Genomic DNA, 25,978 nt, shown 5'->3' with positions numbered 1-25,978 from the left:
ATATGGACATTCGTCGCATCATGGAGACGCAATCGCTCCTCGGCTCAAGTAAGGCGAAACGCCCCGAAGTCGAACCCGGCGTCTCCTTCCAAAACGTCATCGGTCAAAAGCGTGAAGACCGCGAACATGAGCGGTTCCATCGCCAAATCGCCGCGATTCAGGAACAAGGAGAGCTTCTTGCCGAGAGCCAGACGGTCGAGGCGCTCGCCGATTATAAGAAAATGATTAAAGACTTTATGAAAGAGGCCGTTGACGCGGCACTCCGCCTCGAGGACAAGCGCGGATTCAACCGCCGGGGACGTGCGAAGATTTACAAGGTCGTCGAACAAGTCGACCAGAAACTCCTTGCGCTGACGGATCAGGTCATCTCAGGGGAAGCCTCTCGCCTCTCCCTCCTCGACCAGGTCGGTGAGATTCGCGGATTGCTCGTCAACGTCTATGTGTGAGGTGTCGAGATGGCAGAACATTTGTTTCTGAAGAAAGTCAAATGTCCGTATTGTTTACAGGAAAGCAAGACCCAGCGTGTGTTATCACGTCATATCCGTCCGCTCGAGGTCGAAAAGGACGGCTATACGACGTATGACGGACCGAACCCGTATTTGTATGAGCCGACCGTCTGCGGTCACTGCCACCTCGTCTTCCATGACTCGTTCGACAAGGTGCGAAAACATAACCGGGAAGCACTCGAGACGCATTATTTCAAACAAGTGAACCCGGACGTGCTGAAAGGTGACCGGACGAACGAGCACGTCATCCTTCTCTATAAGTTTGCGGTCATGACGGCCCAGTTGAGCGGACAAAAGCCTTCCGTTGTCGCCATGCTCGGGATGCGGATCGTCTGGATGTACCGATTGATGGGGGATACGGCGTCTGAGAAGGAATGGATGCAGCGGACGCTCGATAAATACAACGAGGTGCAAGAGGCGTATACGGACCCGATTCGAACTGGATTACCGTACGATCAACTTATGCTACGGATCGCCGACCTCTCGGCTGCGCTCGACTATTACGAAGATGCACGTCGCTGGTATGGGATTCTCCTCAGCAGTAAGGAAGTATCGGAGCGGATCCGGAATCAGGCACGGACGCACTGGGAAGATTTTCGGTTGGAACATGCGTAAACAGAAGTGTGGGATCTCATGTCTCACACTTTTTGCATACAAAAAAATCGCGCTCATCCACTCTCGGACAAACGCAATCGACACAATTGATAGGTGAACCTTCAAACCGAAAAGAGACCACGCGACATGACTCACGTGAAAACCAAAACAAGGCACCCTCATGCCGACTACGCGGTGGCGTCTTGCACGATAGGATTAGTATAACGTTTCTTTTATAATATTACTATATTTTTTTGACTGGGATGTATATTGGGTATAGTGAAAGTGAATACATATGAAAAAGAGGAGGTTTTTTCATGTTTGAAACGAAATATCTCGATACCGTACGCGCCACGTTCAAAAGCCAGAAACAACTCGCCGAGCGCGCACTCGTCCAAGTGAGTGACGAGGACCTGCACAAGGCGCTTGCGCCCGATACGCTTTCCCTCGCCCTCATCATCCAGCACATGGCGAACAATATGAAATCGCGCTGGACCGACTTCTTGACGACGGACGGCGAGAAGCCGGACCGGAATCGCGACGCCGAGTTCGAGGATCAACAACAATCCCGTGACGAACTCATGCAAGTGTGGGACGAACGCTGGCAGCTTTTGGACGACGTCTTGGCTGCTCTCACACCAGAAGACTTAGGGAAAGATGTGATGATTCGCGGAGAAGCCCACTCCGTGATCGATGCGATCGAGCGACAAGTGTCGCATTACGGCTATCACGTCGGACAGATCGTTTACCTATCGAAGTTATTTGCCGGAAACGATTGGAACGTATTGTCGATCCCATTGCCGCATCAGCGGAAATGAGGCGTCTCCCTTTGAGCGAGTTCAATGAGACGGCGCTCTAATGAACCGTCAAACGGAAATTGCTGATGCTCGATTCGTCGTTTCACCTCAGCGACGGTGTGCCATACTTGTTCAACCAATGCATCTGGATAACCGTATCTTACCTGGTTGATGTCAAATTCCTCTTCATCGACGAGTTGCCATTCTCCTGGTTCTCTCGCAATGAGGTCGACATCCAAGTCAACGAAATGAATCTCCTCATCCGTAATTTTCGGAGGGAGACCGATATTGGAGTATCCGCGCATCGTGCCGTCTTGCTCTAAATCAAGCTGTAACGTAAACCCTTCATGCCGCATGAAGCACTCAAGCGAGTAAGAATCGTATGTATAACAAGCATTTCGCGTATGATGTTGGAGCGTCCGACCCGGCCTCGCATACAACAATACGTAATCCTCCGTTTCTTCCAAGACATGACTCGACCATTCATAATGGAGCTGTTGGTCATATTTGAGTAGAGAGACGTTCTTCATCACTGACCTCCTAAAAGATGGGATATCTTCATTATCCTCTATTGTTCAGGTTTAGACTAGACAGATAGGGCGTGCCGCTACTCATTCGGCACGCCCTCTATTTATTTCGATACGTCGATTGTGTATTCATAACGTTCTTCTGCGATTTTATTGAATTGGTCATTATAAGGACCCTCTACGACGAAACGCACCTCGGTCAACTCTGCTGGCATCGAATCTACATGAAAGAGTACCCCGCCCTCTTTCTTCACTTTACCTAAAAATTCTCCTCCGACATCTTCCGAAATGATTAGATCAGCGTCTACCTGTTCTCCTGTGTTCGTTACAAGGCGGGCCTGATTCGGATGAAATAAGACCGTGTCGTCACTCGTATTTTCGACAATCACGTTGAACGAAACAATGGTCACTTCTTTTTTTTCATCGAACATGAAACGAAAATCAGAAGCAACCTGTAATCGAAGGGTTTGCACTTTATCAATCTGAAAAATGATTGGACCAATCTTTTCTTCAATACCTAGGTTACGATTTTTCATGTAAATTTGACTGATGCCAAGCTCATTCTCTTCTACCTCAAACTCTTCGGAGCCACCAATACCTTCTGACGTGTCTTCACCCTTGCTCGATTCACTTCCTTCTGATGAAGAAGTGGTTTCTTCATCAGTCGCCTGCTCGGTTTGCTCGGTAGTTTCAGAACTCGTCGCCTCATCCGTCTCCCCGCATCCAATCAGAAATACGAGAGGCAATGTGAACAACCAATGTCGAACCTTCATGACACGCTCCCTCCTATTCGAAAATCTCGTCGGACAATGACTTATATTGAATATGTACCCATCTAATTAGAAATAATCATGTGTTTTATGATAATTCCTCTACTCATTTTCCAATGACCATACAAAAAACGTGCCGACACTCGCTCGGCACGCTTAATCTTATTTCGTCACGTTGATTGTATATTCGTAGCGTTCTTCTGCCACTTTGTCGAAGTTCTCGTTAAACGGTCCATCGATGACGACTTTCAAGTCCGTCAGCTCTTCTGGCTTCGCCTTCACGAAGAAGAGGACATTCCCTTCTTTCTTCACTTTCCCCATGAATTCGCCACCAACGTCATCTGAGAACCATAAGTCCGAAGACACCTGCTCCCCCGTGTTCGTCACGAGTGTCGCCTGGTTCGGATGGAAACTCATCGTCTCGTCGACCGTGTTCTCGACGATCATGTTCATCGCGACGACCGTCACCTCTTCTTGTCCATCGAATGAGTCGCTGTATGCTTCCGCGACCGTGAGACGTGACGTCTGCACTTTGTCGATTGCGAACTGAATCGGTCCCATCGTCTCCGTGATGGTGACTGCCTTATTCTTCAAATAAATCTTGTTCGTACCGAGTTCGCTTTCTTGGACGTCCGTCTCCTCAGCAGTCGTCTCCTCTGGCGCACTCGCTTCCGCCTCTGCCACTTCTTCCGTATCCGTCGCCGTCGTCTTCAGTTCATCTGCTTCCCCGCATCCGGCGAGTAGTGCGAGCGGTACCGCCACCAGTAAGCCAAATCGTTTCATGTTCATCTTCATCTCTCCCTTTTCATAATCCAAGTGTTGTGGTTAAGACGAATATAACGAATTGGTAATCCGCACCGTGACAAGAAAAAGTTCCAGGTAAAATAAAAGTCAAGGTCCACAATCGGACCTTGACATATACACTTATCCTCTTGATTTCAGCTCTTCTTCCTCGTATGGGTCGGGACGATCTTCAAGCGGCGTATCGTCCTCGACATACGCCTCGAGTTTCGGGTCCCGTTCCACATACTCATCGTACGCTCCCTCTGGACCATAGACGAAATAACGGCGTTTCCGTGACGATACCGGTTTAGATTCTTTCTCACGCATCTCGTTTCCCTCCTCTTTCCAGAAAAGAAGCAACGGCTACAATGATATTTACCCGATTATAGCGGAAAACAGGCGTCATTTCATCTTCGCTTTTTCTCTGAAACCTTTTTTCATGATATCCGTATATATTCATAACGATTCAATGAAGGGATGGTACATATGCAATTAGTAAAGAAGGGGTTCGTACGAAGCCTCTTATGGTCGCTGCCGTTCGCGATACTCACGCTCTACCAAGGATGGTCAGGAAATATGGACGGCGTACATGCCATGCTCGTCTACGCTGGAGTCGCCTTCTTTCTCGGGCTCACGAGCGTCATTTATGAAGTCCGACCATGGTCGTTCAAAAAGCAGATTTTCATTCACTGGTGCGTCATGCACGTGACAATCCTGCCACTCCTTTGGTTCGGTGGGTCTACACCGGTCACATCACTTCAAGATGCCGTCAGCCTCTATTTAAACTTTACGGTAAGTGGCCTGATCTTGTTTACGGTCTCTTATTTCATCATTCGCATGCGTCGCCAAGTCAAAACCTCTTAACGCACAAAAGCTCGAAGGCATATGCCTCCGAGCTTTTTTTACGTCTGTTGGTCGAATAGTCCAGAAAAGTTAGAATCGACGTCCTCATACGGGTCGACGTACGATTTAACCGTCTTCCGTTCCATCCGGGCCGTCCCGAGCGTCATTCCGAGACGCTGATGTTCGGCCTCAATAAGACGCGCAATCTTTTGACTGTCATCGACGAGCTGCCGGAGAACCGTCTGATCGGCTTTCTCCAAATCAGGACCGTGCGCCGCGAGCAACTGTTCGCGGTCGTCCAAGAGCTCATGGATTTGTTTCATCCACGTGTCGTACGTCGGCTCTTCTGGGACTTGCGCCAGCAACTCTTTCAGGCGTTGCGTCTTTAAGATGATCTCATCAATCGGCATCATGACTGTTTCGCGAGTTTCATCGCTTCCTTCCACGTGTCGCGGAGTTCCGTCGTGAAATCGAGCACCTCGTCGAGGATCGTCGTGTCGTTCTTGACGTTCGCATCGACGAGACGGCGCCACATGTACTCATAGAGCGAGTCCAGGTTCGCCGAGATGGCGATGTCTTTATTGAGTGTAAGACGAAGTTCTTGGAAGATGGCTTGCGTCTTTTGGATATTGATGTTCTTTAAATCAGGATTCCCCTGGTCGATCGCAAGCTTGGCGAGGCGCATGAACTTGAGCGCCCCGTCATAAAGCATAAGCGTCAGTTCCTGTGGGTTCGCGGTCGTGACCGCATTGTTTTGATAAGCTGCGTATGGATTGGCTACCATTTAAATTCCTCCTCTTACATGCCTCCGCCTAAAAACTGTTGAAGTGAAGCGGCTTGCGAGTTCGCCTGGTTCATCGCCGTTTCCATCGCCGCGAAGCGACGGTAGTAGGCATTTTCTTTATCAATCAATAAATCGTTTAATCGTTTGATTCGCGTATCCATCTGCGTCATCTCGCGACCCATTGAATACGTCGGAGCCCCCGCCCCGTCCGCACCGGCGATACGCGTGATCGTCTCACGTGAGTTTTTCGCGGTGTCACGGATTTGTGGGAGGAGTCCTGTACTTTCATCCGTGAACAGTTTATACACTTGTTCCGGATCTTTCTCGATGGCGGCTTTTAACTTCTCTTCATTCAGCTCGATCTTTCCACCGTTCGTGAAGTCAGAACCGGTCGAGAGACCAATCTGGAATAAACGAGACATATCTAGGTCATTCGTAGTAGATGTCGCACCTGACCATTTGCTACGAAGTGTGTCCATCGTTCCGCGAAGGATCGTGTCCCCACGGAGCATCCCGCTCATCGCTTTTTCTTCCCACTTCTTGATCTCATCTTCAGACAACTCATCACGCTGTGCCTGGGTGAGCGGTGCAAATGACCGGAATCGTTCTTCACGTGTCTTCTTGTTCATAAGGTCGATTGTCTCATTGTATTTATCGACGAAACCTTTGATGTTGTCAAAGATTTTTTGAGTGTCAGTAGAAGCACTTAGTGTAACCGGTGCAGGGTTATCAACTGCTTTAAATTCAGATTTCAAAGTAATTGTCATGTTATCAATTGTGACGGTATTCGTACTTCTTGTCAGTTCGATTCCATTCACATTAAAAACTGCATCTTCTCCTTTAATATCATCAGTGACACTTGCTTGGAAGAATGTTGCCGCAGCTCCTGTGAAAGCAATCGTTGAATCGCTACCTGTGTTTCGTTGAGTGAGTGCCAATTTACCTGATACATTATCAAAGAATGTAGAAAAATTCGTGTTTTTTGAGCCAAGTTGAGTCAATACATCACTGAATTTTGCCTCGGCACTGACCGTCAATTCAGCAGGTGTCCCACCACTCTTATTGATGTATTCAACTTTATAGCCGGATTCGAATTTTAATTCATCACCGTCAGCAAGAGGTGTTGAAAAATTCACCTTGCCTGTCGCTGAGTCATACGTATAGTTAGACGGGTCAACTTCAACATTATTAATGAAGATTTTCCCACTATCATTTAGTTTTGTTGAGAGAGTCACTTCGGTCGAAGTTCCAGTTATCGTTTGCGTTTTTGTACTCGCATCAAGATTCAAATCTTTCACAGCAGTATCTCGCGTAACCAAATTGTTGTTTTTATCTCTTAGTTCAACGATATGACTAGCAGATGTCGCTAATTTTTCTACGCTTTGAATTTCAAGTGCCGCATTCCCACTCGATGGACCTGCCACAACCGAGACACGTGACTCATCCGATGAACTAGACGTCTTCGCATAAAAATTTCGACTAAAGATCAAGTCGACCGCACTATTTCGAAGAGTCATAAGAGATCGGTTAATTTCGCGATACGCATCGCGCTTCCATTCCGTCGTTTGTTTCTTCTGTTCAAGTTTATCAACTGGTACACGCTCGGCCTGCATCAACTGTTTAATAATCGTATCCGTATCGATTCCACTGGCGAGTCCGCCAAATCGGATTGGTGTCGTCATGAGAATCCTCCTTTATACCCGTTCATCAAAGAGTTGATTGAACTCCATGAACGCCGCAAAGAAATCAAGTGATTTCTTGCTTGGGATTTCGCGGATGACTTCGTTGTTCGTATCCACGATTTGAATATAGTAGTCGTTCAATTTTTCATGTTTCATAAACTTCAAGCCCGTACGTTGTTGTTCGAGCACTTGATTCGCCTTCTCGACGGCCGTCTCTAACTTGGTGACGTGTTGAGGCGTCGGAAGAATGACGATGCCTTCGTCGGCGAGCTTTGCTTGATTCGCTTCAACGAACACGTTTTTCGTTTGTTCATACGGCAAGACGGAAGAAGGTAGGTGAAGCCGGACTTCTGAAATGGTCGGGTTCATATACGTCTACTCCTCTTATAATTGTTCTCATTGACTTTATCGGTTGAAACGCATGAAGTTTATAGTAGTTTAATCAATTGGTTATCGTTTCTGAACTTCAAGAAAATTCACTTTTGCTTGTAACCCTTCAAATTGCTTTTGTAAGTAGTCTCTTCTTTTCTCGTCACATTTTATCGCTTCATATGCAATCGATAGCATCGTTAGTAGTAAGTCTTCTAATTCGGCTAATCGCTTTTGTTCAAAAAACACAGCTTCTAATTCTTTTAACTGCTTCTCCAATCGGAAAACACCTTCTCTCGTTTCACTTATCGACATGTCAATCAAAAATTGAATGTGAGCCAATGAATTAATGACTCAGGTCATTCGAATAAATCGGGAATACCTTAAGAGAGGTGACTAATCGATAAAGGAGAGAAACGTCATGGACTGGGAAGGACTATCCGAAGAACAAGTCGCTATTTTGGTCGCTAGTATTTTGGGGGATGGGGAAATTACAAAGTGTTATGCGTATGACAGAAGAAAAAACAACAGTTACCGGGAACATTTTAGTTTAGGTCAGTTGAGTTATCGGGAGTGGAAACAGCGAAAACTACCAGATTTACTATACTTACGTGGAAATAATTTAGTGTCAAGGTCCATTACACTCATGACAAGTCTATTTCCTCTTTTTTATCCGAACAATAAAAAGCATATCCCATTCGAATTATTGAAAGACATTGATCACCCAGCATGTATACTGACACTGTACTTAGACGACGGTTCACTTCTTCTCAGTAAACGATTCAACCACAAGAAAAAAGAAATTCAATTCACACCACATATCGCTTTCTATTTACAAGCCTTTTCGAAAGAGCAGTTAGAGCAGCTCGCTATATGGATGAAAAATCATTACAAGATCAACGTCCGTACATCAGGTACACCGAGCGGTACGGGTTATTACTTAAAGACGACAAAAGTAACGGATACATTTGATCTCTTAAATTTATTGAAACCTTACCAAACCGAACTACCAGATTTTATGTACAAGTTGTCTTGGGAGAATCGTTTAGATGCTGAGATGAGGCATTATAAGCAAACACACCCTGACTATACGATTCGCGTCTCGATTCCTGCAAGACCTTATAGTCATGAGGAAATCGAATCACTGATTGAATGGAAACAACAAGGTGTGACAGACAAGGAGATTGCCCAACGCTTGAATCGAACATATTGGTCAGTCGTCTATAAATGGCAAGACGTGAAAAACCGTGAAGCATAAGCTCCACGGTTTTTAGTATAACTTTTAAATAGTCAATTGCTATATTAACGGAGCAATTGAAGTACAGCCTGAGGCTGTTGATTTGCTTGCAGATGTCCATATTTTTCAATATGGTCCAGACTATATCTTCACCCTTTTACATTTTTGATATACTACTAATCATTATTGTAAAGTAGGGGCTGGGCACTTCCCTCGCCGTTTACGAGGTACGGATCTCATAACCATGGACGATAAGTCGGTAGGTTGTTCATCCTAGTCGTTGAACCTTCATCACAGTTTCCTGACAGATGCTTGGCTGCTGATTGTCCAATCCCTTCCTTTTTTCAAAACGTTCACGCTCACCGTTTCCAGTCACGTTGTCGTAAGGAGGGCTCTAAGGAGTTCCAGCAATTCACCCAGTTATGCTCTTACCCGTTACCAGATAAGACGCCCGTAAAACCTTACCGAAGGAGTTGTAAAACCGCTTCTGGTTGAGATTTTGCTTGAGCCAACATTGCTTGCGCAGCTTGGTTGAGGATGTTGTTCTTCGTAAAGTTCATCATCTCTTTCGCCATATCTACATCACGTACACGTGATTCAGCTGCTTGAAGGTTTTCAGCACCAACATTCAAGTTATTAATTGTGTGTTCAAGACGGTTTTGAACAGATCCTAAGTTCGCACGCTCATCCGAAACTGACTTGATTGCTGCATCAAGAGCAGTAATTGCTGTTTGTGCACTTTCTTTTGTCAAAATATCATTAGTTGCGATATTCAATGCTGTTGCATCCATATTTTTGATTGACAAATCAATTGTTTGGTTCGAGTTTGCACCAATTTGGAATTTAGCTGCCGCAGTTGAAACAGTAATTGTCGAAGTAGCTGTTCCATCAAATGAACCCGCTGCTAATGATGAGTTTGCTGTGAAAGAGAATCCGAGTTTATCGAAGTTAACATTAGCTTCGTTAGCTCCAGTCGGAACCGCTACATCTGCTAAAGTTTGAGTTGTTACGTTCCCAGCAGCATCAGTAAATGTTGCTGTTAAATCTACTTGACCTGCTCCGCTTCCAGCCGCAGAAGTAATAGCAATCGATCCTACTTGCGAACCACCAACATTATAGTTCGTCATACCAGCAGCAGGAGTCAAATCAGTTCCCGCTACAGACGTAGCACCAAGTCCACCTTTTAAAAGTGTCTTCGTGTTAAATTCAGTTTGGTCAGCGATACGCGTTACTTCGTTTTTCAACTGTTGGAATTCTTTATCGAGTGCTGCACGATCATCAGCTGTGTTCGTTTCGTTTGCTGATTGTACAGAAAGTTCGCGCATACGCTGAGCGATTGAGTGTGTTTCATTCAATGCACCCTCAGCAGTTTGAATTAATGAAATTCCATCTTGTGCGTTACGTGCAGCTTGATCCAAACCACGAATTTGTCCACGCATTTTCTCAGAAATTGCAAGTCCAGCCGCATCGTCACCCGCACGGTTAATACGAAGACCAGAAGATAATTTCTCCATTGCTTTTCCTGTATTATTTGTGTTGAATGACATGTTGCGGTGTGCGTTCATTGCATTAAGGTTGTTGTTAATAATCATCTTAAATTCCCTCCATAGGTTTAAAGTTTTTCTGCTCTTCCAAATCCTTTTGTCTGAGCATGCAAGGTTTAGGCCGGCCCCTCACCTTGCATTTTTTGGAACGTTTTATCGTTTCCATACTCTATATCGGAGTCCTTACACATCTGTTTAGTCTTTTTCGAAAAAAGTTACACGTTTTGAATAGAAATCTTCAATTTGTATAAAAATAGCTCACTCGAGTTGATCATTCACGACCAACTCGAGTGAGCTATCCTGACTTACACTTCCACCTTCATCTGTTCCGTCTCATTCTGCAAACTTTCCGCGACACGAACGAGCTCTGTCATCGCCCCGTTCACTTCTCCAAGGCTTGCCGCTTGCTGGCTCGCTGCTGACGTCACTTCATTCGCATAACGCGATGCTTCTTCGACCATACCGACGATGCCTGCCGAATTCGTCACGACCGAATCAATCTGACCGCGTGACTCATCGAGGAGTGAATCGACCGAATGGACATGGCTGTATACTTCATTTGCCGAGTTGTGGATCGATGCGAAGGCACCACCTGCTTTTTCAACTAAGCCGACACCTGTCTCCACTTCCGCTTTCACGTTCGCCATCGATGATGACGTATCGCCAACGAGACGTTTCACATCTACGATGAGATCCGTGATTTCTTGTGTCGAGTTCGCCGTTTGTTCTGCGAGCTTCTTGACTTCTGCCGCAACGACGGCAAATCCACGACCATGCTCCCCGGCACGTGCCGCTTCAATCGACGCGTTCAAGGCAAGCAAGTTCGTCTGTGCCGAGATGTCACTGATGACATCCGTGATGCGTGAGATCTCGCCTGTCATTTCTGTCAACTGACTGTTGAGCGTCGATGACTGTTCCACTTTTCCAGCAATCGCATGCATCGCGTTGACTGAAGACGACGCGAGGCCTTTCCCGCTCTCTGCTTCTTGTTGCATCTCGCTCGCCGAATCCAACGCCGATGACATCTCTTGACGGATACTCTCCATCGTCCGCGCAACCGCTCCAAGCAAGTCCATCGAGTTGTATGTCGCACTGACGTTGTCTTCTAACATCTTGTTGAGGGAGTCCATCGCAACACGAATACTTTCGCCCGCCACGTTCCCTTCTTGGACTGAAGCTGCAATTTCCTGTGCCGAACCCGTCAACTGGTCCGCCGTGTAACGCATGTTCGTCCCTTGCTCCCGAAGGTGCTCGACCATGTTGTCCATCGACAAGAGCAAACGTCCCATCTCCGAACGGTCTGAAGTCTTCTCGTCCGCGAAATGGACCGTCAAATCACCATTCCCGACCTCGACGGCTTTCTCAGAAGCCATCTCGACCGCTTTCAATGGACGACGGGCGATCAAATAAATGACAATCCCGCCGAGTGACGAGATGAGTAACGCCACGACGGTACCGACGAGCATGACTTGACCTTGTTCCATCTCGAGTTCCGTCAAGAGTAATAGGGTGATGTAGCCGACCGCTCCGCCCGTGATAAAGGACGTGACCAAAATCCACGCGAGCAATTGCGTCGTAAAGTTTTTAAATACTTTCACTGTGTTGTTCCTCCTCATTGTGTTCATCACTCCTTATATCGTCCGATTTCCAATGAATGTATAGCGTTTTCAGTTGAACGTTTGGTCAATGAAAAAACGCACCCCATAAAGGAGTACGTTTCGTCAAAATGCTTCATCGTCACGTTCGACGCGCGTCACCCGTCGCGGAGTAGTCGCAGCGTCGATCGCAAGCGTGATCGCTGCCGCCCAGTGGAGCATCATCCCGACGATCGGAATGAACCCGAGGATTGATGCCGTGATCCCAACGGCCGCACCGTACGAGAATCGGTTCAGTCGGCTGAACGAGAGAATCAACACGATGACGTGATAGACGAACATGAATCCGAGGGGCGAATACCCCATTCCGATGATGAAAAGACCACCGAGAATCGGGATCCCAAGAAATGCTTCAAATGCTGCACCGAGCCATTTCAGATTTTTCACCATGTGGTTCACCTCATAATTCGATCATGTAAAACTCGTAGCCGCCATTCTCTGCGAAGCCTGCGCGCTTGTAGATCTCGAGCGCTGCCTTGTTCTCCGTCTCGACATCGAGCTCGACTTTCGTCCGACCCATTCGGAATAATTGTTGCACCATCTGTTTCAACATTTTCGTGCCGTAGCCTTTGCCTTGCTCACCTGCTTTGACGCCGAATGCGTGGATGCTTGCCGCGGCGTCACCGACGAGAAGGGCACGGATGACGCCGACCGGTTTGCCGTCGACTTCGCCGATATACGTCACACGGTCCGGTGTGTCGATTTGTTGATAGATGTTTTCCGTCACATCGACCGGGTCACCGAACGCCTCGCTGAGCGTCGCGATGATGAGCGGCCGGTCGTCTGCCGTCGCCTCACGGAGCGATACCTCGTCCGGCTTCAAGAACAGCTCCGCCTTCTTCAAGACGAGATTGTATTCCGAGAACTGATACGCCGCTTGAAGATGCTCAAGCACCGCCTTCCCAGATGCCGAGTTCCGGTCGATGACGAACGTGAACGCCTCACAGCCGTTCAGTTTCGCATCCTGTTTCGCCGTCTCGAGCAGTGCCGTAAAGACGCCTTGCTTCCGATATTCCGGATGGACGAGCGCGTTCACCTCATACTCGTTCGGGAGATATGGGAAGAGCATGAGATACCCGACGAGCGTCTCTCCGTTGTATACCGCATAGTCGTTCTGTCCGACCGACTCATGACCGACTTTGACGTCAATCTTGTCGTTCGTGTTGACCGCATGTTCTAACGTTTTCACATCATCTGCTTGTTTGACTTCTTCTACTGTCCAATTCATGTACATCACCTCATCTGTATTGTAGCACAAAGAAAAAAGCCCGCCGTAGCGAGCCAACTTACGAGATTATAACGTCCGGAACTCCAACTCAGGGAGCGTCTCAATCAATTCAGCGATTTCATCCGTATGCGCCTCCGCACCCGGGACGGCCTCTGTCGGTTCGACCCAGAAGAACGTCTTGTCGTTCGTGCCGAGATAGTTGCCGTAACCGACCTCTGTCGCGAACGCCTCTTCCGTCAACTCACGGTCGATCAAGTCCAAGTGGAACAAGAGTTGGTCGTCCCCATCCTCGACGTTATAGTACAAATCGAACGTGCTGTAGCTCTTCGTGTCTCCGATGTCGACGACGTCCTGTGCCTTCTCGATATAGACGTCACCGCGCTCAATCGCCGCAACGATTTTTGACGGTAAGATGATTTCGTACCCGAGCTCTCGGTCACGAATCGTCTGCGTCGTATCCTCTGTCCGTCCCCGGGACGAGACGACACCGACCGTTGCCACCAATGCACCTGTCACACCGAGCGCGAGCGCCCATTTCATCGATTTGTTCACAAGAACCACTCCCTAGTTGTTGATGTCTTCACTTGATTATCCCACAAGTTGATGACTTTTCATCAAATATTCTGAAAAAATGTTTCCCCTTACATTGACGACCGTCCGCCAATCCCATACGATGGTAATAACGTACTAGAGAAAAGAGGAACTGACATGTCTAACGAAACTACTTTGACGCGCGCTCAGCTCGACGCGCTCTTGAAAAACGTCTTCGCCCTTCAAATCCCAGTCATCGAGAAATTCATGACAGATTTGTTTAAACAATACGTCTCGACGGCTTCCACGTTCAAACAAGATATGGACACGATGAAAGCGACAGAGTGGCACAAGCATTTCTTCGGTCAAAAGGTCATGCCGCACCTCTTCATCGAGAACCTCGGCTTCGGCGCATCATTCCGCCACCAAGGTCAAGATAAGGTCGTCAGCATCCCGGAGAACATGACGGTCGTCAAACCGGACTCGGACGCACAGATCAAAGAGATTTTAGAGAACCTCGACAAGACGCTCGCGTCGATGGACGGAATCAAAAACAAAGGACTCGTCAAGAAGTTCTATAAAGAAACGCTCGAACTCATCTGCCAGCTCGGTAGCCGTACTGGTATGATGGATGACTTCTATGACAAAGTCAAAGGCAGTTTGACAACAAGTTCATGACAATGCCTCGCTCGAAGGAGCGAGGTATTTTTTATGCTTCCTTTTCGATTGCCATCGGGAGTTCGATAAATTGGCTCCGACTATGGAAGACAACGCCGACCATGACAAGCATGATCCCGACCAAGGCAATCGGGGACGGCATGACCGCATGGAGGAACAGGAGCTCACCGATGAGGGCGAACAACACCTCGAGCGCCTGTGTCGCCTCGACGGACGCCAGTTTCCCCATGTCGTGCTTGACGAGGTCCGTCGCCTTGAAAAACAGGACGGTCGCAACAATCCCTGACAACAAGGCGACGAGGAACGTCTGCCCGAGCTGGCTCGATGAGGGACGACCCGTCGTCAACCCGTACCCGAACAACAAGAACCAGACCGGGAGCGACCCGAGACACATGCCGAGGATGCGTTCGAACACGTCGAGGTTCGTATGTTGCATCATCTTGCGGTTGCCGAGTGGATACGCAAAAGCTGCGATGACGACCGGGACGACACCAAGCCAAAGGAAGCGAGGCTCGAACGACTCGAAGAACTCGACTTGCATCAAGACGACCCCAATCAAAATCAAGCTCGAGAACCGAAGTCCTCGCCACGGGATCTGTTCGCGGGAACCGTCTGCCTTCTTAAAGAGTGGTGACAACAGTGCCCCGGCGACGATTGTCACTTGCCATGTACCTGCGATGAGCCACGGGGGTGCGACTTCAGCGGCGAGACAGATGGGAACGTAAAAGAACCCGAACCCGACCGTCCCCCACAATATCCACGGACGCGGATTGTTTTTCAGCGCCGAGATGACCCGCTTGAGTCCACCCCGTAAGGCGACAACGAGCATCAACAGTGGGATCATCCATAAAAAGCGGAGCGAGGCACTATAGGCGAAGCTACCTCCCCCGACTTGCATCACTTCATTCAACACGAACGTGCTTGCAAAAAACAAGGCCGCGAAGACACCGAGTATGAGTGGACGCATACGTTCCCTCCTTTCCGAATCCTGTCTTGTTCTCGGCATCCATCTCTTTCTCCTGCAAAAAAAGACGGACGACACGTGGTCATCCGCCTGTTGATTCGATGATTCCGTCACGTCCGCAGTTCGAGCGCGGCGATCCGCTCCATCCGCTCGAGGATGGGCTTCGCCTGATCGATATACGCCCTCACTTCAGCAAGCGACAACGACGCCGCATGCGCATCCTCACTCCGCCACACTTCATAGACGAACACCGTGTCCGCCTCATCGAGCGATACGTGGACCCGATACGATTCACAGTCCGACGTCGCCTCCATCTCCCGTGCCGCTTCCGATAAAACCGCCACGAGTCGGTCCCGTTGTCCCGCTTTTGTGACGAGCTTTCCGATCAGTGCATACATGCTCCATCCTCCCCTTTCCCTTGCCTCGTCTCATTCCACTTTTTGCGTCCGATTTCCTGCCTTACGGGTTCACATGTGCGGAGGTAAAAAAACGGACGGCGTATGGCCCTCCGTCAATGAATATCGCGTTTTTGGAAGTTCCCGCCTTTGACCTCTGTCACCGCATACACGACAACGAACGCTTTCGGGTCGACTTGATCGATGATGTCCTTGATCTTTCGTTCCTCGAGCCGGTTGATGACGCACGTGATTTCATAATAGCTCTCTTTTGAATATGCACCTTGGATCTGATTCAACGTGGCGCTCCGTCCGAGACGGTCCCGAATTGTCTCGACCATTTCATTCGGTTCACTCGTGATGATCTTGAACGTCTTCGCACCGCTCAATCCCTCTTCGACGATATGAATCACTTTTGAGGCGATGAAATAAGCGATCGCCGACAAGACGGCTCCTTGGAGCCCGAACACCGTCGAGACGACGATGAAGACGAACGTATTCAAAAATAGAATCAAGTCACTCGTCCCGAACGGCAGTTTACGGGACAAGAGAACGGCCAGCATATCGATCCCGTCAAGCGCACCCCCGTTACGGAGGGAAATCCCCATCCCGAACCCGAGGATGATTCCGCCGACCACGGTGATGAGGAGCGCGTCGCCCTCGATGATCGTCGGAACATGGTGCATGATCACCGTACCGACTGACAACGACGCAATCCCTGTGACCGAAAGGATGGCGAAGCTTTTCCCGATCTGTTTATACCCGAGATAGATGAACGGGATATTGAGAATCCCGATAAAGATCCCGAGCGGCAATCCCGTGAGCTGCGACCCGACGATACTGATGCCGGTGACGCCCCCGTCCGACACGTTGTTCGGGATGAGGACGGACTCCAACCCATACGCCGCGATGAGTCCGCCGATGATGTTCATGATGATTTGAAACCCCATCAACCAGGCTCTATTCTCTCGTTTCATGATGCATTGACCTCCTTCTCATGTTCAACAACCTTCTTAGCCTACCACAAAATAATACTGAAATAATTTACAGGGAATCATCAATCTATTCTGAATATTCATGTCAGATTCTCTGTCTCAAAGGATTTTGTATCGGCTCGTTTTGGTATACTTAAGAAAATGGAAAGGGGGCACCACGTATGCAGCGTACACCCATGCCTTCCCCGACACCGGAGGAAGTGCAGCGCTTAAGGCGCGAACATAATCCGATCAAAGCGTCCGAACTGTTTGCGAAAGTCGTCCTCTTGCTACTCGGTTCCCTCGTCTTCGCGGTCGGTCTGGAAGCGTTTCTCGTTCCGAACCAGATCATCGACGGTGGGATCGTCGGGGTCTCGATCATCGTCTCGTATTTGACGGAGACGAAACTCGCCATCTGGCTCGTCCTCTTTAACTTGCCGTTCATCTACTTCGGCTATCGGCAAATCGGGAAGACGTTCGCCGTCGTCACGTTGACGGCGATCCTGCTCATGTCCGCGTTCACGATCGTCTTACATGACATCAAGCCGTTCACGGACGATTTGCTGTTGTCGACCGTCTTCGGGGGCTTCTTGCTCGGTGCCGGCATCGGTCTCGTCATCCGCGCCGGTGGGTCGCTCGACGGGACGGAGATTCTCGCCGTCGCCTTCACGAACCGGTTGCCGTTCTCGGTCGGAGAGATCGTCATGTTCTTCAACATCTTCATCCTCGGAACAGCCGGCTTCGTCTTCAGCTGGGACCGGGCGATGTACTCGCTCCTCACGTATTTCATCGCGTTCAAGACAATCGATGTCGTCTTGGAAGGGATTGATCAGTCGAAGGCGGCGTGGATCATCACGAACGCACCGGAAGAGATTGGCCAAGCGATCATGGACCGGCTCGGTCGGGGCGTGACGTATCTCCACGGAGAAGGGGCCTACACTGGAGACGGGAAGAAAGTCGTCTTCACGGTCATCAGCCGACTCGAGGAGACGAAATTAAAAGACATCCTCGACGACTATGACGAGAAAGCGTTCCTCGCCATCGGCAACATTCACGACGTCCGGGGCGGACAGTTCAAGAAGAAAAACATTCACTAAACGTGAAATCCCCTATAACCGCTGGACACCATTTGCCAACGGTTATAGGGGATTTTTTAGGCGAAGCGGACCTGGTCCCGTCCATTCCGTTTCGCATCATATAAAGCCTCGTCAGCTCGTTCGAACACGACCATGCTCGGTTCGTGCCCGGCGACCGCGGCACCGATCGAGACGGTCATCGGGATGACCTCGCCCTGACATTCGAACGTCGTGTGGCGCACCGTCTCAACTAATGATTCAGCCACTTCTTTCGCCTGTTCACACCCTTCGATCACGAGCAAGAACTCCTCCCCGCCGTAACGACCGACGAACCCGCCTGGCGGACAGTGCCGTTCGAGCGTCTGACCGATATGTCGGAGCGCGGCGTCTCCTGCCAGATGACCATATGTATCGTTCAACTGCTTGAAGTGGTCGACATCGATGACGAGTAACGTCCATGGCTTCCCGGACATCTCCAAGTCGTTCATCTGTTCGAGCGTCCGGTAACGGTTCGGGAGTCCCGTCAATTCATCGACGGTCGCCCGATGCGTATGCAGAAGGAACATCCATAAATGCGTCTCAAGCTTTTTCGCCCCCCAGTAACAGAGCCACGCCCCGAGCGACAGCATGAGGAAGTACGGGATAAAGACGTTCACGAACACCATCGCATCCACACTACCGGTCACGCGAATCAAAACGAGGAGCGCACCGAACCCAACATAGACGGTATATCCTCGCGACCGATGCATCGGCACACGCGAGAGGAGGAGCGAAAATATGTATAACACGACAAACATAAGGATCGAATCGACGAACGGGGCACTCATCCCATGCAAGGTCATGCGCCCGATAAAGATGAGCGCGAGCGTGACGACGGCACCAAACGGGCCGGCGTACGTCGCCGACAAGGCGATCGGGATGAGACGGAGGTCAATCCTCGCATCGCCAAGCTCGATGGCATTTAAGGTCAACAAGATCGCCGTCAATCCGTTCGACACCCCGAACCAAAAACGGACGAACAATGGGGAGGACGGTTGAATCGGCAAGACTGTCCGCATCACATAGAACGTGAGCGACATGAGTAAAAAGATGATACTGATATTAATAAAAAACTGGTTGATGACCATTCCCATCGATTCCCCTCCTTCCCTTTCCGTTTCCATCCTAGCCCAACTAGGTGAAAAATGTCACCCTTACATTCTATATTTACAAAAAAAAGTCGAAAGCTCACGCTTCCGACTGCTTCTTAATCATCTGTTTCATCAAGTTGGCACTGTCTCGTGCCGACTCATTCTCTTCTTGCATCTGAATGTACACTTCATGACGATGGATATCGATATGGCGCGGGGCATCGATGCCGAGCTTCACCTGGTCTCCCTCGATGGCGAGCACGGTGAGCGTCACGTCGTCCCCGATATGGATCGCCTCACCTTGTTTTCGTTTCAATACGAGCATCAGCGCACCTCCGCCTTCGTGCCGCCGAGCGGATAACGGGCCGGGTAGGCATCGTCTAAGATGACTTGCTTCCCGCGACGTTCTTTCGTCTCGATGACGATCGGTGCCTTCAAGTTGAGCGTCGATGCATCAAACGGCTCACGGAGCGTGACGATCGAGTAGACAGAGACGTGTTCCGCTTCTTCAATCCCGAGCTGATCCTTCGCCCCGTCCGACAGTTCGAACGCATAGTCCGACTTATGCCAGAACGGATTCGTCACAACGAACGCGCACGCTTTCTCTTCGATCGACTGGAGTGACCAGAACGGCAGCTCTTCCCCGTACGGAATCAACACGAACGTCTTCGATTCCGGGAATCCCGGAATCTCACTGACAAACGTGATCGTCTCCGCTTCATTTATTTCAATCTTGCCAAAGTAGTCTGTTTCAATGAACATGGATTGTCCTCACTTTCAACGCGTTTCATCATACATCCCACCGACCGGCCACATCTCGAGCGATGCCTGTTGACGGAGAGAAATGTCCATCGTCCATGGCGTGAACGAGATGTCCGCCGGTGTGAGCGATACATCAATCTGTGGCGGTGTAATATTCCATTCGATTTTCACATCCGCCGGCGTATACGTCAACTTGACACGGTCAATCGATTTCGGCATATAGCCCATCTCGACGATCGGATACGGGTCGTTCACTTTCTCTGCCGCCATCGAGGCAATCGGGTTGCCGTTCTCGATGCGCATCATCCGATCCCCTTCACGAGCGATGTTCATCATCGCCTCGCGGGCCCCTTGTTCCCCCATCTGTCCGAACGACTTACCGAGTTCAAGCGCTCCTTTCAGGTTACTCTCACTCCGTGCCACCGACGAGTCGATCTCAAGTTTCCCTTGAGTCGTCTGTTGCGTCATCTCGGCTTTCCCTTGCTGCATCGACATGTCCGCCCGACCTTGACGCATCTCGAGCACCGGTCGGTTCGAGGTCATCTGGATAGCGGCAAACGTTTGCCGCATCTCAAGTCTCGCGAGATTCATGACCGATTACCGGAGGAAGTCAAGGAGCGTCGGTTGGATGATCCGAGCCCCGGCCGAGAGTGCGGCACGGTGTACCGTCTCATGCGACTTCAACTCCATGATGACTTTCTCGACGTCGATGTCTTCGTTGTCGGACATAATCGTCTTCGCGATGATCTCGTGGTCTTGCAGACGGTTGTCGACAAGCTCCAAGCGGTTCGCTCGGGCACCGAGTTCGGCACGTTCTGTGATCAAGTTTTGACCAAGTGTATCGAGCGTGTCGAGTTCAGCCGATAGGTCGGCACCACCCGTCGTTTCTTTTGCCAGTAAACCACTCAACTTTTGAAGTCCCTCGAACAATTCTTTCCCGAAAATCGTTTCCGGTTGCATATTCACTTGTACGGTGATTCCTTTTGAGACCTCGAATTCGATTTTACCACTCGGATTCAATTTGTCAGGAACTGGCGTCGTCATATAAATTTCATCAATCGTGACCGGACTTGCTGGATCAGCCGCCAAGAATCCCTTCAACTTCTCCATGTTAATGAGCGGTTGATCCGTTTTCGTCCCGTTATAAATATACTTCTCGCCCGCCTTCGAGTTGGCGAGTGAGCCGATATGTTCGATCAACTGGTCGACCTCACTCTTGATGATTGCGCGCTGCGACGACTCGTACGTGTCGTTCGCAGCTTGCGTCGTCAATTCCCGAATCCGCTTGACGGCTTCGGTGACCTCATTCAAGGTCGAGTCCGTCATGTCCATCCAGCTCGTCGCCTCGCTGACGTTGCGACGGAACTGGTCGACTTCCCGCACTTCGGTCCGGTACCGGATCCCCTGCATCGCGACGACCGGGTCCTCCGATGCCTTTTGGATCCGCTTCCCGCTGATCAGTTGTTCCTGGACGCGGGCGAGCGTGTTATAGCTACTTGATAAGTGTTTCAAGTTCGTCTGTGTGAGCATCGTCTGTGTGACACGCATCAGTCATTACCTCCCAACGACACCCATGCCGTTAATGATTTTGTCGAGCATTTCGTCGACGGCCGTGATATTCCGTGCCGCCGCATTGTATGCATGTTGATATTGGATCATCATCGTCATCTCTTCATCGAGCGACACCGCGCTCACCGACTGGCGGCGCTGGTCCGAGCTACTCAAGAGAGCGAACGTACTCTTCGCGAGGTTCGCGTTCTGGCTCGCCTCGACCGCCATGTTCCCGATGACGTTCTGATAGTACTTTCCGATCGATGTCGTCGTCGTGGCCGATCCGGCAAAGCTGAGCGCCATCTCTTTCAGACGCGCGAGTTCGAGTGCCCCGCTCCCGTCCCCGATATTGCCGTCTTTTGAAGCGGCGATCAAGTCAAGGTTACTCATGAACGTCTCGTTCACTTCGATGTTCGACGCTTTGATGTCGGTGTTCGTGTTCGTTCCTGAATTCACGAAGAAATCGTTTCGCCCGTCCGTCCCTGATGCATCTTTGTTCGTCATGTGTGCATTGTTGAATGCCGTCGCAAACACGCTCGCCATCTCGTCTAAGTCTTTGAGCATCTTCGTGTACGCCCCATTCGCCGCTTCAGGACCTGATTGGCTTCCGTACATTTCAACGAGTGCTCGTAGCTTACCGTTCGGCATGTCTTGGAGTGTCATCGCCTCAGCTGTCACAGCATCTGCCGCACGATACGTCGACTCGGTCATTTCCCCGACGCCACCCGTGATGCCGTCGACCAATTTGATTGGATTCGGATTTCCTGGCACGGTGATCTGGATGTCGATTCGTCCTTCTGCGACACGTTGCGAGTTCCCACGTGTCTCCCCGTTCAAGTAATCGACGGGTACACGCTCGAATTCGATAAATTGCGAAAGCTCGTCCATGTAACGGTCGCGCTCGTCATACAGTTCGTTCGGCAAGACGCCAAGTGGTTCCGCGTCCCCGATTTGACGGTTCACGTTATTGATCTTCGTCAACAGGTCGTTAATCTTTTTCGACACGACGCCCGCTTCCGCTTTCAAGTCGTCTTGTACTTTTGTCAGCGATGAAGACATGTAGTTGAACGTCTCGGCGAGCGTCATCGCCCGCTGGCGGACGACGCTTCGTGCGCCCGTATCGTCCGGGTTGACCGACAAGTCCTGAAGTGACGCCCAGAACAAGTCGAGCGACTTGGCGAGGCCGTTTTCAGACGGTTCGTTGATGATATCCTCCATCCGACCGAACGCCGCCTCTTTCGTCGCATAGAACGCGTTCTTCACCGACTCGTCGCGATACTGTTGGTCGATCATGAGATCGCGAATCCGGGCGAGCGTTTCCCCGCGTACCCCGGTCCCGAATTGTCCGGCTTTCGTGCCGCCGAAGTTGACCGAGAGCTGTTCCGTCATCCCGAGGGTGAGGCGTTGGCGTGAATAGCCAGGGTTTGAGGCGTTCGCCACGTTGTTCCCCGTTGCCTGTAGCGCCCATTGGTGTGTCGTCAGGCTGCGGCGCGCCGTCTCTAGTCCCATAAATGTTGAACCCATTCTGTACTTCCTCCTTAAACGTCACGGCTGAACGAGCGCGTTTCAAACGCCTGTTGTCCGTATGTGAAATCATCTGCTTCTGGCAAGAGCATGTCCAAGTGCCAGGTAATATAACGAAGGGACTGTTCGAGAAGCGACGCGTTCAATTCGTTCTGACGCTTCAACTCGAACAAGACCGGTCTCAGTTCCTCTATCTCTTCATCGTCCAATTCATACGTCCCTTGAAGTCGTTCCGCTTCTTTTTGTGAGATTTGTCGGACAAGTTTCGCCTCTTCTTTGACGAGCGCGCTAAAAGTGGCCATGTCATTTTGAACGAGCAGCTGTTCTTTCGTATAGGCCAATTCGAGTAAACGTTTATGTAATGTGAGCATGAGTCTCTCCTTTTTTCAAAAAAAGAGCCGACTAAAGAAAGGGGTGCCCCTTATTTAGTCAGCTTCCGTGCCGTGTTATTCAGTGCGAAGGCCTCAAACGGACCTCGCTTCCATTCATCCTTGTAGAAAGCGTTTGGCGATTTCACGCGCGTCCCGTGAATACGTGCCCGCATCAATCTCTGCTTTCAAAGCGTCGATTTTTGCGAGACGGTCCGGATGTTTCACCGGTTCTTCAAACCGGGCGCGGGCTTCCGCCGAGATTGACAATTGGTCCGTTTGGCGTGATGGCGCGGGCTTCGGCTCGACTTGCGTTTTCTTTTCATAAGTGTTCGGTAAATGTACCCACTTGGCTGAATCGATGCGCATGCGTCTTCCCCCTCTTCATGATGTTAATCCAAACGATAAGCGCGAGCACTTGACGACTTCGTCAAGCTCTCTTGTAGACTAGACAGTTCCTTCTGCATATCTCTCTGGCAGTTCGAACAGACTTTCCCTTCGTTCGTCGGTTGACCACAACGTACGCAGCCGACGAGGAGTTCCGGGTTGTCCTTGATGATCAGGCGTCCTTCATGGATATATCGCGTGATATCAAGTTCCGACACACCCGTCGCTTCGACGAGGGCGCCGATGTTCGTTGATTTGTTTTCTGGTTCACGAATGAAGTCACGGACTTTCAAAAAGTTTTGGAAGTCGACTTCACTACATGATGGGCAATAAGGCGAGCGACCTTGTTTCATAAACAAGCGTCCGCACATTTGGCAAGATGCTGCATCCATTGGTTTCACCTCTGCCTTTTATATCGGACGCGTTTTTGATTTGTTTAGCGCCCGAAATAAGCAAATCGCAGAAACTTCTGTCGCACCTGCCTGCCGTAACGAAAATGCCGCCTGATGGAGCGTCGTCCCTGTCGTATAAACGTCGTCTACAAGAATGATTTTCCCACATTTCACTGAAGTTGGTACAGTGAAAGGATTCGTTCGGTGTCGTCTTTCTTCTTTCCCGAGTTCGCGTTGACTCGAAACTTCGGTTTTCTTGATCAGTTGCCGGGTCGGACCAATCTTTCGTGCGAGCACCTCCGCTTGGTTGAAGCGACGCGACCTGTGTCGTTCGTCACTGAGCGGGACGGGCACATATGTCGCGCCAGGTTCTCGCAGTGCCCGAAGTTTTGGTGCGACCGATGCGGCGATGACGACGTCGCCACTGAATTTGAAGCGATGTAGCCACTCGATTCCTGCCTCGTCATAGGCGTACAGGCAACGGACGGTTAAATCAGAGCCGAGCGCGAGCCAGCGGATACAATCTGAGCACGTCTCCCCCGTCTCGTTCGGTTGACCGCAGCGCGGACAGCCTGTCCCGAGCGGTGTCAATCGGTCCTCACATGACGGGCACACCCAGTCGCGTCGCCATAACGTGGCCGGTGTCCACGGGACGGTCATCGGTTGGTGACAGAGAAGGCATTTCATCGACTGTTCGCCTTCACGATCGCCCGGATGGCGAGATCTTGTCGAAACGTCCGTTCACGATAAAAGAAACAGACCTCGCCTGTCGGCGCATCCGGCTTTCTTCCGGCCCGCCCCGCCATTTGGATGAGCCCCCGTGTCGAGAAGAGTCGATGTTCGCTCTCTAGCACCCCGACCTGCACGTCCCGGACCGTCATCCCCCGCTCCCAGATCGATGTCGCGAGGACGATTCCCTTCGTCTCTTGAAGCCAGTGCAGCGCGTCGGTCCGCTCCTCGGTTTCGGCCGATACCGTACGGCACGTAAATCCCGCATTTTCTAGCGTCTCACGATATCGCTCGAGGTGAGGCTTTGTCGGCACGAACAAGAGACGCGGTTTTGCGGCGTGACGTCGACAAAAGTCGAAAACCCGTTCGTCCGACTGTTTGACGAGTGTCGGCACCGGCAAATCAAATCCGTGATAACGGCGGGACAAATGCACCGTCGACACCATCTGTTGCCAAGCGGTCGGAGTCGCAGTGATGAAGACAAACACCCCTTTCCCGACCCGATAGATGGTGCGCCATAACGTCACGTCAAAAGCGAACGGGAAGGCATCGGACTCATCGACGAGCACATAATCGAATACGTCTCGTAGATTGAGTAGTAACGGTGCGGTCGCCACCGTGATCATCCCGATGGAGTCTTTCTCCCCACCCCCGTACCGTCTCGTGACGGGCACGGTGAATGCTTGTTCGAGCCGTTCCACCCATTCGATGGCGACATCTTTCCTCGGGGACACGATCAATACCCGCTTCCCTTCATTGACGACCCGCTCGATCACAGGGAACGTCATCTCAGTCTTACCGGCGCCACACACCGCATGGACGAGACCGGTCTTCCGTTCGTCCCACCACGTGAGCAGTTGATTCGCGACCCGCATTTGGGCTGGTGCGAGCTCGAATGACATCGTCAATTCGGTCGTTTCGAGTGGTGTCGTGATGTCCCGCTCTTGTAGAAAATCACATCGGCAGACCCGCCCAAGATAAAGACAGTTCCGGCAGTAGGCACACGACCCGTGGTGACAGGTGAACGTTCGGACGTCCGTGCTGAGACAGCGTTGGCAGATGCCAAAACGGATGGCGCGCGTCCCGTTAGATGCGACGATGAGTTCCCCCATATCTCTTGGCTCCTTTTTCCTTTCACGCTAACAACACACACATGTGCGTGCGAATCCTCTTGATGTACAAATCCCTTCCGCAATCG

General features: G+C 50.4%; 35 protein-coding genes. 7 read left to right on the top strand and 28 right to left on the bottom strand.

Annotation, left to right across the window (positions count from 1 at the left end; genetic code table 11):
• The first annotated feature begins 2 nt into the window (after positions 1–2).
• From KNO92_RS02740 to KNO92_RS02730, 3 genes are all read left to right on the top strand, one after another.
• The gene (locus KNO92_RS02740; RefSeq protein ID WP_214693607.1) at positions 3–446 is read left to right on the top strand and encodes a YaaR family protein; all 444 of its coding nucleotides are present in this window, start codon (positions 3–5) and stop codon (positions 444–446) included.
• A gap of 9 nt (positions 447–455) precedes the next feature.
• Entirely contained in the window at positions 456–1,121 is a 666-nt protein-coding gene (locus tag KNO92_RS02735) for a DUF2225 domain-containing protein (RefSeq protein ID WP_214760040.1), read from the top strand.
• 296 nt (positions 1,122–1,417) lie between these two features.
• On the top strand, positions 1,418–1,918 hold the full coding sequence (locus KNO92_RS02730; RefSeq protein ID WP_214760038.1) for a DUF1572 family protein: 501 nt from the start codon (positions 1,418–1,420) through the stop codon (positions 1,916–1,918).
• Here the strand turns inward: KNO92_RS02730 and KNO92_RS02725 are convergent.
• The 4 genes from KNO92_RS02725 to KNO92_RS02710 all read right to left on the bottom strand — a co-directional run bounded on the left by KNO92_RS02725 (position 1,906) and on the right by KNO92_RS02710 (position 4,304).
• Positions 1,906–2,427, bottom strand: coding sequence for a DUF402 domain-containing protein (locus KNO92_RS02725; RefSeq protein ID WP_214760037.1), 522 nt, complete (start codon positions 2,425–2,427; stop codon positions 1,906–1,908). The two genes, KNO92_RS02730 and KNO92_RS02725, sit on opposite strands and share 13 nt — an antisense overlap.
• 101 nt (positions 2,428–2,528) lie before the next feature.
• A complete protein-coding gene (locus KNO92_RS02720; protein WP_214760036.1) occupies positions 2,529–3,197 on the bottom strand; it encodes a DUF4352 domain-containing protein in 669 nt (222 codons plus the stop codon).
• A 159-nt stretch (positions 3,198–3,356) separates the two neighbouring features.
• Positions 3,357–3,983, bottom strand: a complete 627-nt coding sequence (locus KNO92_RS02715; RefSeq protein WP_214760035.1) for a hypothetical protein — start codon at positions 3,981–3,983, stop codon at positions 3,357–3,359.
• Positions 3,984–4,118: 135 nt separating this feature from the next.
• Positions 4,119–4,304, bottom strand: coding sequence for a hypothetical protein (locus tag KNO92_RS02710; RefSeq protein ID WP_214693614.1), 186 nt, complete (start codon positions 4,302–4,304; stop codon positions 4,119–4,121).
• A 159-nt stretch (positions 4,305–4,463) separates the two neighbouring features.
• Here KNO92_RS02710 and KNO92_RS02705 point away from each other — a divergent pair, with 159 nt between their 5' ends.
• Positions 4,464–4,841 carry a DUF3021 family protein gene (locus KNO92_RS02705; protein WP_214760034.1) on the top strand — a complete coding sequence of 126 codons (378 nt, stop codon included), beginning with the start codon at positions 4,464–4,466 and terminating at the stop codon, positions 4,839–4,841.
• A gap of 38 nt (positions 4,842–4,879) precedes the next feature.
• On the opposite strand, the gene KNO92_RS02700 is transcribed toward KNO92_RS02705, so the two are convergent.
• From KNO92_RS02700 to KNO92_RS02680, 5 genes are all read right to left on the bottom strand, one after another.
• Positions 4,880–5,230 (bottom strand): flagellar protein FliT, encoded by a 351-nt coding sequence (locus KNO92_RS02700; protein WP_251127054.1) that lies wholly within the window; start codon positions 5,228–5,230, stop codon positions 4,880–4,882.
• Positions 5,230–5,604 (bottom strand): flagellar export chaperone FliS, encoded by a 375-nt coding sequence (gene fliS / locus KNO92_RS02695; protein WP_214758342.1) that lies wholly within the window; start codon positions 5,602–5,604, stop codon positions 5,230–5,232. Before fliS ends, KNO92_RS02700 begins: the two co-directional genes overlap by 1 nt.
• A gap of 14 nt (positions 5,605–5,618) precedes the next feature.
• Positions 5,619–7,286 (bottom strand): flagellar filament capping protein FliD, encoded by a 1,668-nt coding sequence (gene fliD, locus KNO92_RS02690; protein ID WP_214760032.1) that lies wholly within the window; start codon positions 7,284–7,286, stop codon positions 5,619–5,621.
• Positions 7,287–7,298: 12 nt separating this feature from the next.
• Positions 7,299–7,655, bottom strand: a complete 357-nt coding sequence (locus KNO92_RS02685; RefSeq protein ID WP_214693621.1) for a flagellar protein FlaG — start codon at positions 7,653–7,655, stop codon at positions 7,299–7,301.
• 81 nt (positions 7,656–7,736) lie between these two features.
• Positions 7,737–7,934 (bottom strand): hypothetical protein, encoded by a 198-nt coding sequence (locus KNO92_RS02680; RefSeq protein WP_214760031.1) that lies wholly within the window; start codon positions 7,932–7,934, stop codon positions 7,737–7,739.
• A 142-nt stretch (positions 7,935–8,076) separates the two neighbouring features.
• On the opposite strand from KNO92_RS02680, the gene KNO92_RS02675 reads away from it, so the two are divergent.
• Entirely contained in the window at positions 8,077–8,913 is an 837-nt protein-coding gene (locus KNO92_RS02675) for an endonuclease (RefSeq protein ID WP_214760029.1), read from the top strand.
• Positions 8,914–9,353: 440 nt separating this feature from the next.
• On the opposite strand, the gene KNO92_RS02670 is transcribed toward KNO92_RS02675, so the two are convergent.
• The 5 genes from KNO92_RS02670 to KNO92_RS02650 all read right to left on the bottom strand — a co-directional run bounded on the left by KNO92_RS02670 (position 9,354) and on the right by KNO92_RS02650 (position 13,871).
• Positions 9,354–10,484 (bottom strand): flagellin N-terminal helical domain-containing protein, encoded by a 1,131-nt coding sequence (locus KNO92_RS02670; RefSeq protein ID WP_214760027.1) that lies wholly within the window; start codon positions 10,482–10,484, stop codon positions 9,354–9,356.
• Between the two features lie 257 nt (positions 10,485–10,741).
• A complete protein-coding gene (locus KNO92_RS02665; RefSeq protein ID WP_214760025.1) occupies positions 10,742–12,034 on the bottom strand; it encodes a methyl-accepting chemotaxis protein in 1,293 nt (430 codons plus the stop codon).
• A 123-nt stretch (positions 12,035–12,157) separates the two neighbouring features.
• Positions 12,158–12,481, bottom strand: coding sequence for a hypothetical protein (locus KNO92_RS02660; protein WP_214760022.1), 324 nt, complete (start codon positions 12,479–12,481; stop codon positions 12,158–12,160).
• Positions 12,482–12,491: 10 nt separating this feature from the next.
• Positions 12,492–13,319: a GNAT family N-acetyltransferase gene (locus KNO92_RS02655; protein ID WP_214760019.1), complete on the bottom strand. Its 828-nt coding sequence runs from the start codon at positions 13,317–13,319 to the stop codon at positions 12,492–12,494.
• Between the two features lie 66 nt (positions 13,320–13,385).
• Positions 13,386–13,871, bottom strand: coding sequence for a hypothetical protein (locus KNO92_RS02650; RefSeq protein ID WP_074033732.1), 486 nt, complete (start codon positions 13,869–13,871; stop codon positions 13,386–13,388).
• 156 nt (positions 13,872–14,027) lie between these two features.
• On the opposite strand from KNO92_RS02650, the gene KNO92_RS02645 reads away from it, so the two are divergent.
• Complete coding sequence (locus KNO92_RS02645; protein WP_214760017.1) at positions 14,028–14,528, top strand: hypothetical protein; 501 nt, start codon at positions 14,028–14,030, stop codon at positions 14,526–14,528.
• Positions 14,529–14,559: 31 nt separating this feature from the next.
• Here the strand turns inward: KNO92_RS02645 and KNO92_RS02640 are convergent, their stop codons facing one another.
• The 3 genes from KNO92_RS02640 to KNO92_RS02630 form a co-directional block, all read right to left on the bottom strand.
• Positions 14,560–15,495, bottom strand: a complete 936-nt coding sequence (locus tag KNO92_RS02640; protein ID WP_214760015.1) for a DMT family transporter — start codon at positions 15,493–15,495, stop codon at positions 14,560–14,562.
• A gap of 107 nt (positions 15,496–15,602) precedes the next feature.
• The gene (locus tag KNO92_RS02635; RefSeq protein WP_214760013.1) at positions 15,603–15,890 is read right to left on the bottom strand and encodes a putative quinol monooxygenase; all 288 of its coding nucleotides are present in this window, start codon (positions 15,888–15,890) and stop codon (positions 15,603–15,605) included.
• Between the two features lie 113 nt (positions 15,891–16,003).
• Positions 16,004–16,864 carry a YitT family protein gene (locus KNO92_RS02630; protein ID WP_214760011.1) on the bottom strand — a complete coding sequence of 287 codons (861 nt, stop codon included), beginning with the start codon at positions 16,862–16,864 and terminating at the stop codon, positions 16,004–16,006.
• A gap of 179 nt (positions 16,865–17,043) precedes the next feature.
• Between KNO92_RS02630 and KNO92_RS02625 the strand changes: the two genes are divergently transcribed.
• Positions 17,044–17,958 carry a YitT family protein gene (locus tag KNO92_RS02625; protein WP_214693643.1) on the top strand — a complete coding sequence of 305 codons (915 nt, stop codon included), beginning with the start codon at positions 17,044–17,046 and terminating at the stop codon, positions 17,956–17,958.
• 56 nt (positions 17,959–18,014) lie between these two features.
• Here the strand turns inward: KNO92_RS02625 and KNO92_RS02620 are convergent, their stop codons facing one another.
• The 11 genes from KNO92_RS02620 to KNO92_RS02570 form a co-directional block, all read right to left on the bottom strand.
• On the bottom strand, positions 18,015–19,070 hold the full coding sequence (locus KNO92_RS02620; protein ID WP_214760009.1) for a GGDEF domain-containing protein: 1,056 nt from the start codon (positions 19,068–19,070) through the stop codon (positions 18,015–18,017).
• A 94-nt stretch (positions 19,071–19,164) separates the two neighbouring features.
• Positions 19,165–19,392 (bottom strand): carbon storage regulator CsrA, encoded by a 228-nt coding sequence (csrA, locus tag KNO92_RS02615; RefSeq protein ID WP_074033743.1) that lies wholly within the window; start codon positions 19,390–19,392, stop codon positions 19,165–19,167.
• Entirely contained in the window at positions 19,392–19,829 is a 438-nt protein-coding gene (gene fliW, locus KNO92_RS02610; RefSeq protein WP_214693653.1) for a flagellar assembly protein FliW, read from the bottom strand. Before fliW ends, csrA begins: the two co-directional genes overlap by 1 nt.
• A gap of 15 nt (positions 19,830–19,844) precedes the next feature.
• A complete protein-coding gene (locus KNO92_RS02605; protein ID WP_251127052.1) occupies positions 19,845–20,399 on the bottom strand; it encodes a DUF6470 family protein in 555 nt (184 codons plus the stop codon).
• Between the two features lie 27 nt (positions 20,400–20,426).
• Entirely contained in the window at positions 20,427–21,377 is a 951-nt protein-coding gene (gene flgL, locus KNO92_RS02600; RefSeq protein WP_214760004.1) for a flagellar hook-associated protein FlgL, read from the bottom strand.
• Positions 21,378–21,383: 6 nt separating this feature from the next.
• On the bottom strand, positions 21,384–22,904 hold the full coding sequence (gene flgK, locus KNO92_RS02595; RefSeq protein ID WP_214760001.1) for a flagellar hook-associated protein FlgK: 1,521 nt from the start codon (positions 22,902–22,904) through the stop codon (positions 21,384–21,386).
• 14 nt (positions 22,905–22,918) lie between these two features.
• Positions 22,919–23,275 (bottom strand): flagellar export chaperone FlgN, encoded by a 357-nt coding sequence (gene flgN, locus KNO92_RS02590; protein WP_214759998.1) that lies wholly within the window; start codon positions 23,273–23,275, stop codon positions 22,919–22,921.
• Positions 23,276–23,389: 114 nt separating this feature from the next.
• The gene (locus KNO92_RS02585) at positions 23,390–23,641 is read right to left on the bottom strand and encodes a flagellar biosynthesis anti-sigma factor FlgM (protein WP_074033759.1); all 252 of its coding nucleotides are present in this window, start codon (positions 23,639–23,641) and stop codon (positions 23,390–23,392) included.
• A gap of 23 nt (positions 23,642–23,664) precedes the next feature.
• A complete protein-coding gene (locus KNO92_RS02580) occupies positions 23,665–24,051 on the bottom strand; it encodes a flagellar protein (RefSeq protein WP_074033761.1) in 387 nt (128 codons plus the stop codon).
• 18 nt (positions 24,052–24,069) lie between these two features.
• Positions 24,070–24,738, bottom strand: a complete 669-nt coding sequence (locus KNO92_RS02575) for a ComFC family protein (protein ID WP_214759996.1) — start codon at positions 24,736–24,738, stop codon at positions 24,070–24,072.
• The gene (locus KNO92_RS02570; RefSeq protein ID WP_214759994.1) at positions 24,735–25,892 is read right to left on the bottom strand and encodes a DEAD/DEAH box helicase family protein; all 1,158 of its coding nucleotides are present in this window, start codon (positions 25,890–25,892) and stop codon (positions 24,735–24,737) included. The genes KNO92_RS02575 and KNO92_RS02570 overlap by 4 nt, the downstream gene beginning before the upstream one ends.
• Positions 25,893–25,978: the final 86 nt, after the last annotated feature.

The sequence above is a fragment of the Exiguobacterium sp. s129 genome (assembly GCF_018617585.1).
GTDB lineage: Bacteria > Bacillota > Bacilli > Exiguobacteriales > Exiguobacteriaceae > Exiguobacterium > Exiguobacterium aestuarii_A.
The sequence above is the reverse complement of the archived record's forward strand: the minus strand, read 5'-3'. Positions and strand labels throughout refer to the sequence as shown.

What these genes read in the sequence shown, in the direction of transcription:
- KNO92_RS02740 (WP_214693607.1), top strand. Translation starts at nt 3, where the DNA reads ATGGACATTCGTCGCATCATGGAGACGCAATCGCTCCTCGGCTCAAGT.
- KNO92_RS02735 (WP_214760040.1), top strand. Translation starts at nt 456, where the DNA reads ATGGCAGAACATTTGTTTCTGAAGAAAGTCAAATGTCCGTATTGTTTA.
- KNO92_RS02730 (WP_214760038.1), top strand. Translation starts at nt 1,418, where the DNA reads ATGTTTGAAACGAAATATCTCGATACCGTACGCGCCACGTTCAAAAGC.
- KNO92_RS02725 (WP_214760037.1), bottom strand. Translation starts at nt 2,427, where the DNA reads ATGAAGAACGTCTCTCTACTCAAATATGACCAACAGCTCCATTATGAA.
- KNO92_RS02720 (WP_214760036.1), bottom strand. Translation starts at nt 3,197, where the DNA reads ATGAAGGTTCGACATTGGTTGTTCACATTGCCTCTCGTATTTCTGATT.
- KNO92_RS02715 (WP_214760035.1), bottom strand. Translation starts at nt 3,983, where the DNA reads ATGAACATGAAACGATTTGGCTTACTGGTGGCGGTACCGCTCGCACTA.
- KNO92_RS02710 (WP_214693614.1), bottom strand. Translation starts at nt 4,304, where the DNA reads ATGCGTGAGAAAGAATCTAAACCGGTATCGTCACGGAAACGCCGTTAT.
- KNO92_RS02705 (WP_214760034.1), top strand. Translation starts at nt 4,464, where the DNA reads ATGCAATTAGTAAAGAAGGGGTTCGTACGAAGCCTCTTATGGTCGCTG.
- KNO92_RS02700 (WP_251127054.1), bottom strand. Translation starts at nt 5,230, where the DNA reads ATGCCGATTGATGAGATCATCTTAAAGACGCAACGCCTGAAAGAGTTG.
- fliS (WP_214758342.1), bottom strand. Translation starts at nt 5,604, where the DNA reads ATGGTAGCCAATCCATACGCAGCTTATCAAAACAATGCGGTCACGACC.
- fliD (WP_214760032.1), bottom strand. Translation starts at nt 7,286, where the DNA reads ATGACGACACCAATCCGATTTGGCGGACTCGCCAGTGGAATCGATACG.
- KNO92_RS02685 (WP_214693621.1), bottom strand. Translation starts at nt 7,655, where the DNA reads ATGAACCCGACCATTTCAGAAGTCCGGCTTCACCTACCTTCTTCCGTC.
- KNO92_RS02675 (WP_214760029.1), top strand. Translation starts at nt 8,077, where the DNA reads ATGGACTGGGAAGGACTATCCGAAGAACAAGTCGCTATTTTGGTCGCT.
- KNO92_RS02670 (WP_214760027.1), bottom strand. Translation starts at nt 10,484, where the DNA reads ATGATTATTAACAACAACCTTAATGCAATGAACGCACACCGCAACATG.
- KNO92_RS02660 (WP_214760022.1), bottom strand. Translation starts at nt 12,481, where the DNA reads ATGGTGAAAAATCTGAAATGGCTCGGTGCAGCATTTGAAGCATTTCTT.
- KNO92_RS02655 (WP_214760019.1), bottom strand. Translation starts at nt 13,319, where the DNA reads ATGAATTGGACAGTAGAAGAAGTCAAACAAGCAGATGATGTGAAAACG.
- KNO92_RS02645 (WP_214760017.1), top strand. Translation starts at nt 14,028, where the DNA reads ATGTCTAACGAAACTACTTTGACGCGCGCTCAGCTCGACGCGCTCTTG.
- KNO92_RS02640 (WP_214760015.1), bottom strand. Translation starts at nt 15,495, where the DNA reads ATGCGTCCACTCATACTCGGTGTCTTCGCGGCCTTGTTTTTTGCAAGC.
- KNO92_RS02635 (WP_214760013.1), bottom strand. Translation starts at nt 15,890, where the DNA reads ATGTATGCACTGATCGGAAAGCTCGTCACAAAAGCGGGACAACGGGAC.
- KNO92_RS02630 (WP_214760011.1), bottom strand. Translation starts at nt 16,864, where the DNA reads ATGAAACGAGAGAATAGAGCCTGGTTGATGGGGTTTCAAATCATCATG.
- KNO92_RS02625 (WP_214693643.1), top strand. Translation starts at nt 17,044, where the DNA reads ATGCAGCGTACACCCATGCCTTCCCCGACACCGGAGGAAGTGCAGCGC.
- KNO92_RS02620 (WP_214760009.1), bottom strand. Translation starts at nt 19,070, where the DNA reads ATGGGAATGGTCATCAACCAGTTTTTTATTAATATCAGTATCATCTTT.
- csrA (WP_074033743.1), bottom strand. Translation starts at nt 19,392, where the DNA reads ATGCTCGTATTGAAACGAAAACAAGGTGAGGCGATCCATATCGGGGAC.
- fliW (WP_214693653.1), bottom strand. Translation starts at nt 19,829, where the DNA reads ATGTTCATTGAAACAGACTACTTTGGCAAGATTGAAATAAATGAAGCG.
- KNO92_RS02605 (WP_251127052.1), bottom strand. Translation starts at nt 20,399, where the DNA reads ATGCGGCAAACGTTTGCCGCTATCCAGATGACCTCGAACCGACCGGTG.
- flgL (WP_214760004.1), bottom strand. Translation starts at nt 21,377, where the DNA reads ATGCGTGTCACACAGACGATGCTCACACAGACGAACTTGAAACACTTA.
- flgK (WP_214760001.1), bottom strand. Translation starts at nt 22,904, where the DNA reads ATGGGTTCAACATTTATGGGACTAGAGACGGCGCGCCGCAGCCTGACG.
- flgN (WP_214759998.1), bottom strand. Translation starts at nt 23,275, where the DNA reads ATGCTCACATTACATAAACGTTTACTCGAATTGGCCTATACGAAAGAA.
- KNO92_RS02585 (WP_074033759.1), bottom strand. Translation starts at nt 23,641, where the DNA reads ATGCGCATCGATTCAGCCAAGTGGGTACATTTACCGAACACTTATGAA.
- KNO92_RS02580 (WP_074033761.1), bottom strand. Translation starts at nt 24,051, where the DNA reads ATGGATGCAGCATCTTGCCAAATGTGCGGACGCTTGTTTATGAAACAA.
- KNO92_RS02575 (WP_214759996.1), bottom strand. Translation starts at nt 24,738, where the DNA reads ATGAAATGCCTTCTCTGTCACCAACCGATGACCGTCCCGTGGACACCG.
- KNO92_RS02570 (WP_214759994.1), bottom strand. Translation starts at nt 25,892, where the DNA reads ATGGGGGAACTCATCGTCGCATCTAACGGGACGCGCGCCATCCGTTTT.